General features: G+C 69.8%; 10 protein-coding genes. 8 read left to right on the top strand and 2 right to left on the bottom strand.

The window, feature by feature from the left end; all coding sequences use genetic code 11:
* Window positions 1–123: 123 nt before the first annotated feature.
* The 8 genes from ccmI to KHC19_RS02465 all read left to right on the top strand — a co-directional run bounded on the left by ccmI (window position 124) and on the right by KHC19_RS02465 (window position 11,273).
* Window positions 124–1,242 carry a c-type cytochrome biogenesis protein CcmI gene (ccmI, locus tag KHC19_RS02500; RefSeq protein ID WP_213350434.1) on the top strand — a complete coding sequence of 373 codons (1,119 nt, stop codon included), beginning with the start codon at window positions 124–126 and terminating at the stop codon, window positions 1,240–1,242.
* A gap of 4 nt (window positions 1,243–1,246) precedes the next feature.
* A complete protein-coding gene (ccmE, locus tag KHC19_RS02495; RefSeq protein ID WP_213350433.1) occupies window positions 1,247–1,726 on the top strand; it encodes a cytochrome c maturation protein CcmE in 480 nt (159 codons plus the stop codon).
* Window positions 1,723–3,714, top strand: coding sequence for a heme lyase CcmF/NrfE family subunit (locus KHC19_RS02490; protein WP_213350432.1), 1,992 nt, complete (start codon window positions 1,723–1,725; stop codon window positions 3,712–3,714). Before ccmE ends, KHC19_RS02490 begins: the two co-directional genes overlap by 4 nt.
* Window positions 3,711–4,202 carry a cytochrome c-type biogenesis protein gene (locus tag KHC19_RS02485; protein WP_213350431.1) on the top strand — a complete coding sequence of 164 codons (492 nt, stop codon included), beginning with the start codon at window positions 3,711–3,713 and terminating at the stop codon, window positions 4,200–4,202. Before KHC19_RS02490 ends, KHC19_RS02485 begins: the two co-directional genes overlap by 4 nt.
* Window positions 4,203–4,296: 94 nt before the next feature.
* A complete protein-coding gene (locus KHC19_RS02480; RefSeq protein WP_213350430.1) occupies window positions 4,297–5,850 on the top strand; it encodes a Do family serine endopeptidase in 1,554 nt (517 codons plus the stop codon).
* Between the two features lie 297 nt (window positions 5,851–6,147).
* The gene (locus KHC19_RS02475) at window positions 6,148–6,828 is read left to right on the top strand and encodes a response regulator transcription factor (protein ID WP_213351012.1); all 681 of its coding nucleotides are present in this window, start codon (window positions 6,148–6,150) and stop codon (window positions 6,826–6,828) included.
* The gene (locus tag KHC19_RS02470; RefSeq protein WP_213350429.1) at window positions 6,812–8,242 is read left to right on the top strand and encodes a sensor histidine kinase; all 1,431 of its coding nucleotides are present in this window, start codon (window positions 6,812–6,814) and stop codon (window positions 8,240–8,242) included. Before KHC19_RS02475 ends, KHC19_RS02470 begins: the two co-directional genes overlap by 17 nt.
* Window positions 8,243–8,291: 49 nt before the next feature.
* Window positions 8,292–11,273 carry a bifunctional [glutamine synthetase] adenylyltransferase/[glutamine synthetase]-adenylyl-L-tyrosine phosphorylase gene (locus KHC19_RS02465; RefSeq protein WP_213350428.1) on the top strand — a complete coding sequence of 994 codons (2,982 nt, stop codon included), beginning with the start codon at window positions 8,292–8,294 and terminating at the stop codon, window positions 11,271–11,273.
* 3 nt (window positions 11,274–11,276) lie between these two features.
* Here KHC19_RS02465 and KHC19_RS02460 read toward each other — a convergent pair whose 3' ends face one another.
* Both KHC19_RS02460 and KHC19_RS02455 read right to left on the bottom strand, forming a co-directional pair.
* Window positions 11,277–12,404: an NAD(P)/FAD-dependent oxidoreductase gene (locus tag KHC19_RS02460; protein WP_213350427.1), complete on the bottom strand. Its 1,128-nt coding sequence runs from the start codon at window positions 12,402–12,404 to the stop codon at window positions 11,277–11,279.
* A 32-nt stretch (window positions 12,405–12,436) separates the two neighbouring features.
* On the bottom strand, window positions 12,437–14,779 hold the full coding sequence (locus KHC19_RS02455; protein ID WP_213350426.1) for an ATP-binding protein: 2,343 nt from the start codon (window positions 14,777–14,779) through the stop codon (window positions 12,437–12,439).
* Window positions 14,780–14,808: the final 29 nt, after the last annotated feature.

Raw genomic sequence — 14,808 nt, 5'->3', positions numbered from 1 at the left:
CACAGTCGCGTGAGAACGGGCCGATTCCTCGCGCGACTGTGAGGCTGCGGCGATCGGACCGAGGTCGTTACGGATTGGCGGCGCCCGTCGCGTCGGCTACCTGAGCGCATTAGAGGAAGACTAATGTTGCTGTGGCTGGCCATTTCACTGATGACCGGCGCCGCCATCATGGCGGTGCTCTGGCCCCTGCGCTCGCGCGCGGGCGACGGCGTGTCCGATGGGCAGGCCGATCTCGCCGTCTATCGCGACCAGCTTGCCGAGATCGAGCGCGACCGCGCCTCCGGGCTGATCGGCGCCGCCGAGAGCGAGGCGGCCCGCAACGAGGTCGCGCGCCGCATCCTGCGCGTCGCCGGCGCCGAGGCCGCCGAACGCGCGGCGGGCGGCGCCGACCGGCGGCGGCGCGTCGCGGCGGTGGTGGCGCTGATCGGCGTGCCGCTCTTCGCGGGCGGGCTCTATTTCGCGCTCGGCTCGCCGCAGCTCGACGGCCAGCCGCTGGCCGCGCGCCTCGACGCCCAGCCGAGCGGGGCGGACGTCGCCATCCTGGTCCGGCGCGTCGAGGAGCACCTCGCCACCAATCCCGATGACGGCCGCGGCTATGAGGTGATCGCGCCGGTCTATATGCGCCTCGGGCGCTATGAGGATGCGGCGCGGGCCTGGCAGAACGCCATCCGGCTGGACGGTTCCGATGTCCGCCGGCAGAACGGGCTCGGCGAGGCGCTGCTCGCCCAGTCCGGCGGGGTCGTCACCGCCGAGGCGAAGGCCGCCTTCGAGGCGGCGCAGGCTGCCGATGCCAAGGATCCCCGCGCCCGCTATTTCCTGGGGCTGGCCGCCGAACAGGACGGGCGGCCGCAGGACGCGGCGGCGATCTGGTCGGCGCTGGCCGCCGATACGCCCGCCGACGCCCCCTGGCAGCCGATGCTGGCGGCCGCGCTGGCGCGGGTGGGAGCGCCCGCGGCGCCGGCTCCGGGACCGAGCGCCGAGGATGTCGCGGCGTCCCAGCAGATGAGCGCGCAGGATCGCGATGCCATGATCCGCGGCATGGTCGACCGGCTGTCGCAGCGCCTCGCCGAGAAGGGCGACGATCTCGACGGCTGGCTGCGGCTGATGCGGGCGTGGAACGTGCTGGGCGAGGGCGCCAAGGCCCGCGATGCCGCCGCCAAGGCGCGGGTGCAGTTCGCCGCCGACGGCCAGGCGCTCGGCCGCATCGACGCGCTCGCCCGCGAACTAGGGCTCGGGAGTTAGCCGCATGACCCGCAAGGGCCGCCGCCTCGTCCTCATCTCCTCCGCGCTCGGCGTGCTGGCCATCGCCGCCGGGCTGGTGCTGTTCGCGCTCAACGACACCATCGTGTTCTTCCGCTCGCCGAGCGAGATTGCCCAGGAGCACACGGCGCCGGGCACGCGGCTGCGCGTCGGCGGGCTGGTGAAGGACGGCAGCGTGGTGAAGAGCGACAATGTGCATGTGCGCTTCGCCATCACCGATGGCGGCGCCGATGTCGAGGTCGCCTATGTCGGCATCCTGCCCGACCTGTTCCGCGAGGGGCAGGGGGTGATCGTGGAAGGCCGGCTGACCGGCCCGATGAGCTTCACCGCCGACAGCGTGCTCGCCAAGCACGACGAGAAATACATGCCGCGCGAAGTGGTCGATGCCCTCAAGAAGCAGGGCGTCTGGCAGGAAGGCGCGAACGGCAATCCGGTCAAGGCCACCCAGGGGAGTGCCGCGCCATGAACCCGGAGATCGGCCATTACGCGCTGGTGCTGGCGCTCGCCGTCGCCATCCTGCAGACCGTGCTGCCGATCTGGGGCGCGCGCACCAACGACGCGGCGCTGATGCGGGTGGGGCCCTCGCTGGCGCTGGCCTTCTGCGGTTTCGTCGCGCTGTCCTTCGCGGTGCTGGTCGTCGCCTATGTGACGTCCGATTTCTCGGTGCTGAACGTCGTCGAGAACTCGCACTCCCTGAAGCCGCTGCTCTACCGGATCACCGGAACCTGGGGCAACCATGAGGGCTCGATGCTGCTCTGGGCGCTGGTGCTCGCCATCTTCGGCGCCACCGTGGCGCTGTTCGGCGGCAACCTGCCGGCGCGGCTCAAGGCGAATGTGCTGGGCGTGCAGGGCTCGATCGGCGTCGCCTTCATCGCCTTCCTGCTGCTGACCTCCAACCCGTTCACCCGGGTGATCCCGGCGCCGGCCGAGGGCAACGACCTCAACCCGGTGCTGCAGGATATCGGCCTCGCCATCCATCCGCCGCTGCTCTATCTCGGCTATGTCGGCTTCTCCGTCACCTTCGCCTTCGCGGTGGCGGCGCTGATCGACGGGCGCATCGACGCCGCCTGGGCGCGCTGGGTGCGGCCCTGGGCGCTGGGAGCCTGGGCGTTCCTGACGCTGGGCATCGCCATGGGGTCCTACTGGGCCTATTACGAGCTCGGCTGGGGCGGCTGGTGGTTCTGGGACCCGGTGGAGAACGCCTCGCTGATGCCGTGGCTGGCCGGCACGGCGCTGATCCATTCCGCCGTCGTCATGGAAAAGCGCGACGCGCTGAAGGTGTGGACGGTGCTGCTCGCCATCCTCGCCTTTTCGCTGTCGCTGCTCGGCACCTTCCTGGTGCGCTCGGGCGTGCTGACCTCGGTGCATGCCTTCGCCACCGATCCCACGCGCGGCGTGTTCATCCTCGGCATCCTGGTGTTCTTCATCGGCGGCTCGCTGACCCTGTTCGCCGCGCGGGCCGGCAATCTGCGGCAGGGGGGCATCTTCGCGCCGATCTCCCGCGAGGGGGCGCTGGTGCTGAACAACCTGCTGCTCACCGCGGCGGCGGCGGCGGTGTTCGTCGGCACGCTCTACCCGCTGGCGCTGGAGGCGACGACGGGTGCGAAGATCACCGTCGGGCCGCCCTATTTCAACCTGACGGTCGGGGCGCTGATGCTGCCGGTGGTGTTCGCCATGCCGTTCGGGCCGCTGCTGGCCTGGAAGCGCGGCGATCTGCCCGGCGCGGCGCAGCGGCTGATGCTCGCCTTCCTCATCGGCCTGGCGGCGGCCGGAGCGGCCGCCTATGCGGAGAGCGGCGGGCCGGCGCTGGCGCCGATCGGCATCGGGCTCGGCGCTTTCGTGATTCTCGGCGCGATCATCGACATCGCCGAGCGGTCCGGCCTCGGGCGGGTGCCGGCGGCGACCGCCTTCGCCCGCTTCAGGGGACTGCCGCGCGCGGCGCTGGGCGCGGCGCTCGCCCATGCCGGCATCGGCATCTGCCTGCTCGGCATCGTGGCGGAGACCAGCTGGAACAGCGAGACCATCGTCGGCGCCAAGGTCGGCGACAGCTTCGCGGTCGGGCGCTACGAGCTGACGCTCGCCCGTCTCGAACCCCGCACCGGGCCGAACTACCGCGAATTGGCGGGCGTCTTCGACATCCGCCGGGGCGGGGCGAGCGTCGGGACCATCGAATCGTCCAAGCGCCTGTTCACCGCCCGCAACATGCCGACCACCGAGGCCGGCATCCGCACCTTCGGCTTGAGCCAGCTCTATGTCAGCCTCGGCGACGAATTGCCGGGCGGCGGCCTCGCCATCCGCGCCTATTGGAAGCCGCTGGTGACGCTGATCTGGATCGGCGCCGTCATCATGGCGCTGGGGGGCGCCTTGTCGCTGAGCGACCGGCGGCTGCGCGTCGGCGCTCCCAAGCCGGCCCGCAAGGCGGTGGCCGCCGCAAGGCCGGTGGCGGCGGAATGAAGAAGCGCGCGACCCTCTTCCTCGCGGTTCTCGTCGCGCTCATCGCCGCGAGCCCGCTGCGCGCGGTGCAACCGGACGAGGTGCTGCCCGATCCGGCGCAGGAGGCGCGCGCCCGCGCGCTGTCCCGAGAACTTCGCTGCATGGTCTGCCAGAACCAGTCGATCGACGATTCCGACGCACCGCTCGCCAAGGACCTGCGCCTTCTCGTGCGCGAGCGCATCAAGGCCGGCGACGACGACCGGGCGGTGCTCGACTTCCTTGTCACCCGTTACGGGGAGTTCGTGCTGCTGCGCCCGAGCTGGCACGGCGCGAACGTCATCCTGTGGACCGCGCCGTTCCTCATCCTGATCGGGGGCGGGCTGGCGATCTGGCTGCGCGCGCGCTGGCGCGAGAGCGCGGCGGCGACGGTGCCGGCGCTTTCCGCCGAAGAGCGGCGGAAGTTTGACGAACTGATGAGCAAGTCGGACGACAGCATTACAAATGTTTAAGTTCCCCGCCAGTCTGCGTTAAGGCGACGCGCCCTAGTTTCTCGTTCAAGCCTCCTGCAAGAGGCAGCGAAGGTCGATGAACGAGGACTGATCCATGTCGCGTAATGCGCTTCCCGAATCCAGCAAGACCTCTACCCTGCGCAAGAGCCGCAGCCGGCTGCTGGCCGGCGTGTTCACCCTGGCGCTCGCCGGCGGTGCCGTCGGCGCCTTCGTCGTGCCGGAGGCGGTGACGCCGGCTTTCGCCCAGATCACCACCAACCAGCCGACCAACACCTTCTCCTTCGCCGACATCGTCGAGAAGGTCTCGCCCGCCGTGGTGAGCGTGAAGGTGAAGAAGGACGAGGCGGATGAGATGGCCTCGAACGACGACGAGCCCGGCGCCCAGAACGTGCCGCCGCAGATCGAGCGTTTCATGCGCCGCTTCGGCTTCGGTCCGGGCGGCCAGGGTGGTCCCGGCCGCGGTCCCGGCCCGCAGGGCCATGGTCGCGTCGTCGGCCAGGGTTCCGGCTTCTTCATCTCCGCCGACGGCTATGTCGTGACCAACAATCACGTGGTCGATGGTGCCTCCGAGGTCGACGTGACCACCACCGACGGCAAGAGCTACACCGCCAAGGTGATCGGCACCGATCCGCGCACCGACGTGGCGCTGCTCAAGGTCGAGGGCAAGGATAACTTTCCCTGGGTGAAGCTGGCCGGTGCCCCGCCGCGCGTCGGCGACTGGGTGGTCGCGGTCGGCAACCCGTTCGGCCTCGGCGGCACCGTGACCGCCGGCATCGTCTCGGCCCGCGGCCGCGACATCGGCTCGGGTCCCTATGACGACTTCATCCAGATCGACGCGCCGATCAACCGCGGCAATTCGGGCGGCCCGACCTTCGGCCTCAACGGCGAGGTCATCGGCGTGAACACCGCCATCGTCTCGCCCTCGGGCGGCAATGTCGGCATCGCCTTCGCGATCCCGTCGGAGACGGTGTCGGAAGTGGTGGAGGCTCTCAAGAGCGGCGGAACGGTGGCGCGCGGCTATGTCGGCGTCCAGATCCAGCCGGTGAGCGAGGACGTCGCCGAGGCGCTCGGCATGAAGGACGCCCAGGGCGCGCTGATCGCCCAGGTGCAGCCGGGCACGCCCGGCGAGAAGGCCGGCCTGAAGGCGGGCGACGTCGTCACCGCCATCGACGGCAAGGAGGTCAAGGACTCCCGCGAGATGTCGCGCGAGATCGCCAAGCTGAAGCCCGGCACCAGCGTGAAGCTGAGCGTGCTGCGTGACAGCAAGCCGATCAACGTGTCGGTCAGCCTCGAACAGCTGCCCACCGATGTCGCCTCCAACGACCAGAAGGACGGCGAGCAGGAGAAGGGTGACCGCAACGGTCCCCGTCTCGGCCTGTCGCTCGCTCCCGCCAAGGGCGTCGCCGGTGCCGGCGACCAGGGCGTGGTGGTGACCGAGGTCGACCCGAACGGCCCGGCGGCCGAGCGCGGCATCAAGGCGGGCGACGTCATCCTCGACGTCGGCGGCAAGCCGGTCACGTCGCCGGCCGATGTGCGCGCCGGCCTCGCCGACGCCCGCAAGGAGAACCGCAAGGCGGTGCTGATGCGGGTGAAGTCCGAGCAGGGCACGCGCTTCGTCGCCATCTCGCTCGGCCAGCAGCGCGGCTGATCCCGGCCGCTCCGATCAGCCGATCGGTTTCGATCGGTTCCGGCTGCGGTCCGTTCCGTCGCCCCTTGGGTTGCAGCCGGTCCGATGGCGCGGGGGTCCGAAAGGGCTCCCGCGTCTGTCGTTTGCAAGCAGGTGTAAAGAGCGCCGCAAGGTGCCTCTGCGATAGGCGGGAGGCCGATTATGCCGTACATCATGTCGAAACCGACCTGTGCCGCCGATTCCCTTCGGCCGCCGCTGCGCCCGGCCGGCGTGGCCGACGCGTCGACGGACGGCGCCTTTTGCTCTGAAGACTTCACCATGCGTCTGCTCATCGTCGAAGACGACCGCTCCGCCGCCGACTACCTGCGCAAGGCATTTCGCGAGGCGGGACACATCGTCGATCTGGCCGGGGACGGCGAAGAGGGCCTCGCCCTCGCGCTGGACGGCGGCTACGACGTGCTGGTGGTCGACCGCATGCTGCCGCGCCGCGACGGGCTGTCGCTGATCACCGAACTGCGCGGGCGCGGCGACGCGACGCCGGTGCTGATCCTCTCGGCCCTCGGCCAGGTCGACGACCGGGTGACCGGGCTGCGGGCCGGCGGCGACGACTACCTGCCCAAGCCCTATGCCTTTTCCGAGCTGCTCGCCCGGGTCGAGGCGCTGGCGCGTCGCGGCGGGCCGCAGGCGGCGGACACGCTCTATCGCGTCGCGGATCTCGAGCTCGACCGGCTGGCGCATCGCGTCACCCGCGGCGGGCAGGAGATCGTGCTGCAGCCGCGCGAATTCCGCTTGCTCGAATATCTCATGCGCCATGCCGGGCAGGTGGTGACGCGCACCATGCTGCTGGAAAATGTCTGGGACTACCATTTCGATCCGCAGACCAACGTGATCGACGTGCATGTCTCGCGGCTGCGCTCCAAGATCGACAAGGGGTTCGATCCGCCGCTTCTGCATACGGTGCGCGGGGCTGGATATGTCGTTCGTGACATCGCTCGGTAGGCTGGTCCGCACCACGGCGTTCAAGCTGATCGCCGCTTATCTCCTGGTCTTCGCGGTCTTTGCCGGCTCGCTGATCGGCTATCTCGGCTGGCACACCCAGCGCCTGGTGACGCGCCAGGCCAGCGAGGCCATCCAGGCCGATACCGACTTCATGAAAAGCCAGTTCGAGCGCGGCGGCATTTCCCGCCTCGTGCAGGTGGTCAACCGCCGTTCCCGCGCGCCCGATGCCGGCCTGCTGCTGCTGACCAGCTTCAATGGCGAGCCGCTTGCCGGCAACGTGCTGAACCTGCCGCTGAATTTCCTGTCCCAGGAGGGCTGGCAGGAAATCGACTATCTGCGCTCCGACGAGGCGGTGCGTCCCGGCGGGCGGGCGCTGGTGCATGTCATCTATCTGCCCGGCGAGTTCCGGCTACTGATCGGCCGCGACGTGGTCGAGCGCGAGGAATTGCGCAAGATCATCATCGGCCCGGCCGTGTGGGGGCTGGTCCTGCTGGTGGTGCTCGGCGTCGCCGGCGGCATCTTCGTGACGCGCCGGGTGCTCAAGCGCATCGACCAGATGACCGCGACCTCCGAGAGCATCATGGCCGGCAATCTTTCCGGCCGCCTGGCGGTTGCCGGTACCGGCGACGAGTTCGACCGGCTGGCGCTGAGCCTCAACGCCATGCTGGAGCGCATCGAGGCGCTGATGACCGGGCTGAAGCAGGTCTCCGACAACATTGCCCACGATCTCAAGACGCCGCTGACCCGGCTGCGCAACCGCGCGGAGGACGCGCTGCGTACCGCGCGCACCGACGAGGACTGGCGGCTGGCGACCGAGCAGACCATCGACGAATCCGACGGGCTGATCCGCACCTTCGACGCCCTGCTGATGATCGCGCGGGTGGAGGCGGGGCAGGGGCAGTCGGCGATGCAGCCGCTGGACCTCGCCGAGACCGCGACCGGCGTCGCCGAGCTCTACGAGCCGCTCGCCGACGAGCAGGGGCTGGATATCGAGGCGACGATCGACGGTCCGCTGATGGTGCGGGGCGTGCGCGAGCTGCTGGGGCAGGCGCTGTCCAATCTCGTCGACAACGCGATCAAGTACGGCGCGCCGGATGTGCCGGGTGGGCGCGGGCGCATCGCCATTTCCGCCGGTCGCGACGGCGAAACGGTGCGCCTTGTCGTCGCCGATGGCGGCGCGGGCATCCCGCCCGAGGAACGCACGCATGTGCTGCAGCGCTTCGTCAGGCTGGAAAAAAGCCGGACGCAGCCGGGTTCCGGGCTCGGCCTGTCGCTGGTCGCCGCGGTGGTGCATCTGCATGGCGGCACGATGCGCCTGGAAGACAACGCGCCCGGGCTGCGGGTGGTGATCGAGCTGCCCGCCGAGGCGGAGCCGGCCGATCTGCAGCTTTCCTCCGGGGATGCAGCACTTTGACAATTCTTTGCCTATAGACTGGGCGGTGGGTTGGAGGTGCACGGACGACATGGCGGAACGACAGGGCAGGCGAAAGGCGGCGCGGAAGGAACTGAGCGGACTGGCGGCGCGCATGCGCGTGGAAGAAGCCGGGCCGGACGTTTCGAAGGCCGCGACATCCTTCGCCAGCCTGATCGAGACGGCCCCGGCCGCTCTCCGCCGTGCTCTCGCCGACCTGTTGGCGAGCTGTCCGGCCGCGGCGACGGTTCTCGCAAATGTCGCGGCGCATTCGCCTTTCCTGTCGGAACTGATACGCCGGGACCCGGCGCGGCTTCTGCGCCTGCTGACCACCGACCCCGAGGACAGCCTGGTCCATGCGCGTTCGGCGATGGCCGAGGCGGTGGGCGCGGCGGCGGATGAAGCCGTGGCGATGGCGGCGTTGCGGCAGCTGCGCGCCGAGACGGCGCTGACGGTGGCGCTTGCCGACATAGGCGGGGTGTTCGACCTCGATGCGATCACCGCCGCCCTTACCGCCACCGCCGATGCGGCGATCTCGGCGGCGGTCGACCATCTGCTGCGCGAGGCGGTGGAGGCGGGCAAGCTGCGGAAATTCACCCGTGGCGCCAGCGGCTATGTGGTGCTCGCCATGGGCAAGCACGGTGCGCGCGAGCTCAACTATTCCAGCGATGTCGACCTCATCGTGCTCTACGATCCCGCACGCGCGCCACTCGGCGAGGAGGTCGAGGCGGCGTCGTTCTTCGTGCGGCTCACCCGCCAATTGGTGCGGCTGATCCAGGAGCGCACCGCGGACGGCTATGTGGCGCGCGTCGATCTGCGGTTGCGACCGGATCCGGCATCAACGCAGGCGGCCCTCTCGGTCGACAGCGCCCTCGATTATTACGAGCGCGAAGGCGCCACCTGGGAGCGCGCCGCCTACATCAAGGCGCGGCCGATCGCCGGCGATCTCGCGCTGGGACAGAGCTTCCTGAAGCAGATGGCGCCTTTCGTGTGGCGCCGCTCGCTCGACTATGCGGCCGTGGCCGACGTGCACGCGATGAAGCAGGAGATCCATGCCTTTCGCGGTCATGACGCGGTGGCGGTGGAGGGGCACAACGTCAAGCTCGGGCGGGGAGGCATACGGGAGATCGAATTCTTCGCCCAGACCCAGCAGCTGATCGCCGGCGGCCGCGACGCCCGGCTGCGCACGCCGCGGACGCTGGAGGCGCTGGAGCGTCTCGCCGAGGATGGCTGGATCGGCAAGGTCGCCCGCGATGAGCTGACCGAAGCCTATCTCTATCTGCGCCGGGTCGAGCATCGGCTGCAGATGGTCGCCGACGAGCAGACACACACCCTGCCCGATGAACCGCAGGCGCTCTCGGATTTTACCGCCTTCATGGGCTATGCCTCGCCCGAAACTTTCGCCGCCGAGCTCACCCGGCGCCTTACCCGCGTGCAGCGGCATTATTCCCGCCTGTTCGAGGACGCGCCTCCGCGCGCGGCGGTGGAAGGCCGTCTCGAATTCCCTGCCGAGGCCGACGACCGCGAGACGCTGGCGACGCTGCATCGCCTCGGCTACCAGCAGCCGCAGCAGGCCAGCGCCACCATACGGGGCTGGTTGTCGGGCGAGGCGCGCGCGCTGCGCAACACCGTCGCGCGCGAGCGGCTGGCGGTGATCGTGCCGCCGCTGCTCGACGCGCTGGCCCGCGGCGGCGAGCCGGATCTCGCGCTCATCGCCGCCGATCGCTTCTTCCGCCAGCTGACCAGCGGTCTGCGCCTCCTCTCGGCCCTGTCCCGTCACCCCGATCTCGTCCGGCTGCTCGCCACCATCCTCTCCACCGCGCCGCGCCTTGGCGAGATCCTCGCGCGGCGCCCGGTGCTGTTCGACGCCTTGCTCGATCCGGCCTTCTTCGGCGCCTTGCCGGACGAGGCGGCGCTGGAGGCGAGGCTGCGTTCCCAGCTCGCCGAGGCGAGCGACGAGGAGGATCTGCTGGATCGCGCCCGCCGCTTCCGCCAGGAGCAGCATGTGCTGATGGGGGTGCGGGTGCTGTCGGGCACGTTGCCGGCGGCACAGGCGGGCGATGCGTTCGCGCGCCTCGCCGACGTGGTGATCCGGGTGCTCGGCGAGGCGGTGATGGCCCGTTTCCGCGAGGCCCATGGAGTCCTCGCAGGCGGCGAGGTGGCGGTGCTTGCCATGGGCAAGCTGGGCGGAAGGGAGATGACGGCGGGGTCCGATCTCGACCTCATCGTGCTGTATGATTTCGACGACGAGGCCCCCGAATCCGACGGGCCGCGGCCGCTGCACGGTACGCAGTACTATGCCCGGCTCACGCAGAGGCTGGTAAGCGCGCTGACCACCCCCACCAATGCCGGCCGTCTCTATGAGGTGGATCTGCGCCTGCGGCCCTCCGGCCGGGCCGGGCCGATCGCCACGCGCTTGCCGGCCTTCGAGGTCTATCAGGCGGAGGAGGCCTGGACCTGGGAGCACATGGCCCTGACGCGGGCGCGAGTGGTACTGGCGACGCCGGCCTTTCGGGAGCGGGTAGAGCAGACGATCGCGGGGGTTCTTTGCCGCCGGCGCGATCCCGAGCGGCTGGCGGCCGACATACTCGACATGCGCATGGCCATTGCCGAGGAGAAGGGCGACGGCCAGGCCTGGGACCTCAAATACAGCCAGGGCGGGCTTGTCGACCTCGAATTCCTCGCCCAGTACCTCGTGCTGGCCTATGGCGGGAGCTATCCCGAGATCATGCAGACCTCGACGGTGCGGGTGCTCGCGAGCGCCGGGCGCGCGGGGGTGATCGAGGCCGCCGATGCGCAACTGCTCACCCGTGCCTGCTCCCTGCTGCACGATCTGACGCAGGTGCTGCGCCTGGCCGTCACCGGCGGCTTCGATCCGGCTCAGGCCAGCCCGGCGCTGCGGCAATTGCTGGCACGGGCCGGCACCATGCCGGATTTCGCCACGCTCGACGCCCATCTGCGCGAGACCCAGCAGGAGGTGCGGGCCTTGTTCCTGCGCCTGCTGTCGGGCGTGCCCTCGAAGCGGCGTTCGTAAGCCTCAGCGGCGCAGTTTCTCCGCGACCAGATCGCCGATCGCGAGACTGGCGGTGAGGCCGGGGGATTCGATGCCGAACAGGTTCACCAGCCCGGGCACGCCATGTTCGGCGGGGCTATCGATGCGAAAATCGGCAGCCGCGGCGCCCGGCGGGGTGATCTTAGGCCGGATGCCAGCATAGGCGGGGGCGAGGACGCCATCCGGCAAGGCCGGCCAGTAGCGGCGGATCGCCTCGTAGAAGCGCTCGGCGCGGGCGGGATCGACATTGTAGTCGATCGTCTCGATCCATTCGGTGTCGGGGCCGAACCGTGCCTGCCCGCCGAGGTCGAGGGTGAGATGGACGCCGAGCCCCGCCGCCTCCGGCACCGGATAGACCAGCCGCGCAAAGGGAGCCCGGCCGGGCAGGGAATAATAGGAACCCTTGCACAGATAGGCCGGAGGAACGTGCCGCGGATCGAACCCTTCGAGGGCGCGGGCAAGGGCGACGGCGCCGTGGCCCGCGCTGTTGACGAAGCTTGCGGCCAGCAGCGTCATCGGCTCGGCGCCGCCGACCTCGAGAAGGATGCCGTCGGTCGCGAGGGAGCCGCCGAGGATCGGGGCGTTGAAGGCGACGGAGCCGCCATGGTCCTCGATGTCGCCCTGCAGAGCCAGCATCAGGCCATGGCTGTCGATGATGCCGGTCGAGGGCGAGAGCAGCGCGGCCTCGGCCTTCAGCGCCGGCTCCATGTCGCGCAGCGCCGCGCGGTCCAGCGGTTCGAGATCGTCGACGCCGCAGGCTTGGGCCCGGGCGCGGATGGCGTCGAGCCGGGCGATTTCCGCGTCGCCATGGGCGACGATCAGCTTGCCGCAGCGCTTGTGGCCGATGCGGCGTTCGGCGCAATAGGCATAGAGCGCCTCGCGGCCGGCGACGCAGAGCCGGGCCTTCAGCGAGCCGGGCGGGTAGTAGATTCCGGCATGGATGACCTCGCTGTTGCGGGCGGAGGTCTCCGAACCGATGAGGCCGGTGGCTTCCAGCACCAGCACCTCGCGCCCGGCCAGCGCCAGCGCCCGCGCGACGGCGAGGCCCACCACCCCGGCCCCGGCCACCACGCAGTCGACCGGGACGGCTTCATCGATGGAGAGAGCGGGCATGGAGATCGATCCGGTGTACGGTGAGGCCGAAACTAGCCTGCTTCGGTCTCGTCGGCCAATTCGCCCGCCGCATTCCTGTACTGCAGTCCGGGACGGCCGTTCAGCGGCAGGCGGATGATCACCGTGGTGCCGACGCCCTCGGAGGAGCGGATGCGCATGGTGCCGCCATGCAGCTCGACGAGCGACTTGGCGATGGCGAGGCCGAGGCCGGATCCCTTGTGCGTCTTGGTGAACTGGCTTTCCACCTGCTCGAAGGGCCGGCCGATCTTGGCGAGGGCGCTCTTGGGGATGCCGATGCCGGTATCCTCGATGACGAGCAGCGCCGACTGCTTGGTCCGGCGCGTGCGCAGGGTGATGCGGCCGTGCTCGGGGGTGAACTTGATGGCGTTGGAGATCAGGTTGAGCGCGATCTGCTTCAGCGCCCGCTTGTCGGCCTCCACCATCAGCTCGGGGTCGGCCTCGGAGACGACGGCGAGGTGCTTCTCGTCCGCCCGCACCGACATGACGCGGATGGCGTCGGCGACGACCTCGTCGAGTTTCACCGGCTGCAGGGAGAGCTGCATGCGGCCGGCCTCGATGCGCGACATGTCGAGGATGTCGTTGATGACGTCGAGGAGGTAGCGGCCGGAATCGCGGATGTCGCGGCAGTACTCGTTGTACTTCTCGCTGCCGAGCGGCCCGAACAGGCCGCTTTCCATCAATTCGGAGAAGCCGATGATGGCGTTGAGCGGCGTGCGCAGCTCATGGCTCATATTGGCGAGGAATTCCGACTTGGCGCGGTTGGCGTCCTCGGCCTTGGTCTTCTCGTCGGCGTAGTTCTGGGCGAGCTCGGCGAGCTGGAGGGCCTGCATCTCCAGCGTCTGCTGCGATTTGCGCAGGTCGGCGACCAGCGCCATCAGGCGCTTCTCGCTGTCCATCAGCCGCTCTTCGTGGCGCTTCAGCGTGGTGATGTCGGTGCCGACCGAGACGTAGCCGCCGTCCTTGGTGCGGCGCTCGGCGATCTTCAGCCAGCGCCCGCCCTCGATCTGCGCCTCGAAGGAGCGCGCGCCTTCCTCGGGCCGGTCCTCGGAGCGCAAGGGGATGCGCACCACCGGCTGGCGCAGCTGCGCGGCGATGGTATCGAACGGCGTGCCAGGCACCAGCATGGTATCGCCGAAGCCGTGCAGGGCCTGGAACTTGGAATTGCAGAGCACCAGGCGGTTGGTGGTGTCCCACAGCACGAAGGATTCCGAGATGCTCTCGATGGCGTCGCGCAGCCGCATGTCGGCGGTGGCGGTGCGCTCGGCGAGGCGGCGTTCCTCGGTGACGTCGACGGCGATGCCGATGAGATGCGGCGGCTCACCATTCTCCTGCGCGACCACTTCCGCCCGCGCTCGCAGCCACACCCAGTGGCCGTCAGCATGGCGCATGCGGAACACGCGCTCGATGATGCGCCCCGGCTTGTCGGCGATCTCCTTGGCCATGTCGTAGAGATCGACGTCGTCGGGATGTACGAGGCCGCTGACATCGCCGAAGGAGACGAGGTCGTCGCGAGGCTCGAGACCGAGCATCTCGAACATCGATTCCGACCAGAACATGCGCCCGCGGCCCATGTCCCAGTCCCAGAGACCGCAGCGCCCGCGCGACAGCGCGGTGTCGATGCGGGCCCGCACGGTGTCGTAGATGCCGTCCGCCTCGCGCGCCCGCGTCGCCTGCCAGTGGAAGGCGAAGCCGAGGATGAGCAGCACGCCGCCGGTGGTCGAGAGCAGGGTGACGGTGAGGATGGTGTCCGACTGCCAGGTCGACAGGGCGCCGGCCAGCGGCTGGATCGCGACCAGCTGGAGCGGCTGGCCGGGAATGTTGCGGACGGTGGCGAGGCCGTCGCGGCCGTCGCTGAGCGTGACGTCGAGCACGCCGGCGCTTTCGGCGAAGATCGTCAGCGCCTGGGCATTGGCGAGGACGAAGCGGATGTCGGCGGCAATGGCGGGATCATCGTCGCTGGAGGCGCGGACATTGCCGTTGGCATCGGTGACGGCATAGCGTCGCCGGGCCTCGGCGGCCCGAACCGGCAGGCTCGCCTTGAGGGCGGTGACGAGGGTGGCGGCGTCCGCGTTTCCCTGTCCCTGGTGCTGGCGCAGCTCGCTGGCGACGGCGAGGGTGAACAGCGCCAGCTCGTCCTTGGCATCGGTGATGGAATCGGCACGATAGGCGCGGATCTGCACCACGGCGGCCACGGCGACGATGGCGATGAAGGCGACGATGAGCGCCGGCACCGCGCGGCGCATGAAGGGCTCGGCATCGACCAGCCGCTGATAGGCGGGTCGTGCGACCGAGCGCGCCAGGCCGCGCATGGCCTGAACGCGCACGGACGCGCCCGCAGCGTTGGCGCGCGCCATCGCCGGCCTCCCCCTGACAAACTTGCCCT

The sequence above is a fragment of the Ancylobacter oerskovii genome (assembly GCF_018390555.1).
Lineage (GTDB): Bacteria > Pseudomonadota > Alphaproteobacteria > Rhizobiales > Xanthobacteraceae > Ancylobacter > Ancylobacter oerskovii.
This window is presented reverse-complemented; position numbering and strand designations above follow the sequence as displayed.

Excerpts from the sequence above, each read along its gene's own strand:
- ccmI (WP_213350434.1), top strand. The coding sequence starts at position 124 with ATGTTGCTGTGGCTGGCCATTTCACTGATGACCGGCGCCGCCATCATG.
- ccmE (WP_213350433.1), top strand. The coding sequence starts at position 1,247 with ATGACCCGCAAGGGCCGCCGCCTCGTCCTCATCTCCTCCGCGCTCGGC.
- KHC19_RS02490 (WP_213350432.1), top strand. The coding sequence starts at position 1,723 with ATGAACCCGGAGATCGGCCATTACGCGCTGGTGCTGGCGCTCGCCGTC.
- KHC19_RS02485 (WP_213350431.1), top strand. The coding sequence starts at position 3,711 with ATGAAGAAGCGCGCGACCCTCTTCCTCGCGGTTCTCGTCGCGCTCATC.
- KHC19_RS02480 (WP_213350430.1), top strand. The coding sequence starts at position 4,297 with ATGTCGCGTAATGCGCTTCCCGAATCCAGCAAGACCTCTACCCTGCGC.
- KHC19_RS02475 (WP_213351012.1), top strand. The coding sequence starts at position 6,148 with ATGCGTCTGCTCATCGTCGAAGACGACCGCTCCGCCGCCGACTACCTG.
- KHC19_RS02465 (WP_213350428.1), top strand. The coding sequence starts at position 8,292 with ATGGCGGAACGACAGGGCAGGCGAAAGGCGGCGCGGAAGGAACTGAGC.
- KHC19_RS02460 (WP_213350427.1), bottom strand. The coding sequence starts at position 12,404 with ATGCCCGCTCTCTCCATCGATGAAGCCGTCCCGGTCGACTGCGTGGTG.
- KHC19_RS02455 (WP_213350426.1), bottom strand. The coding sequence starts at position 14,779 with ATGGCGCGCGCCAACGCTGCGGGCGCGTCCGTGCGCGTTCAGGCCATG.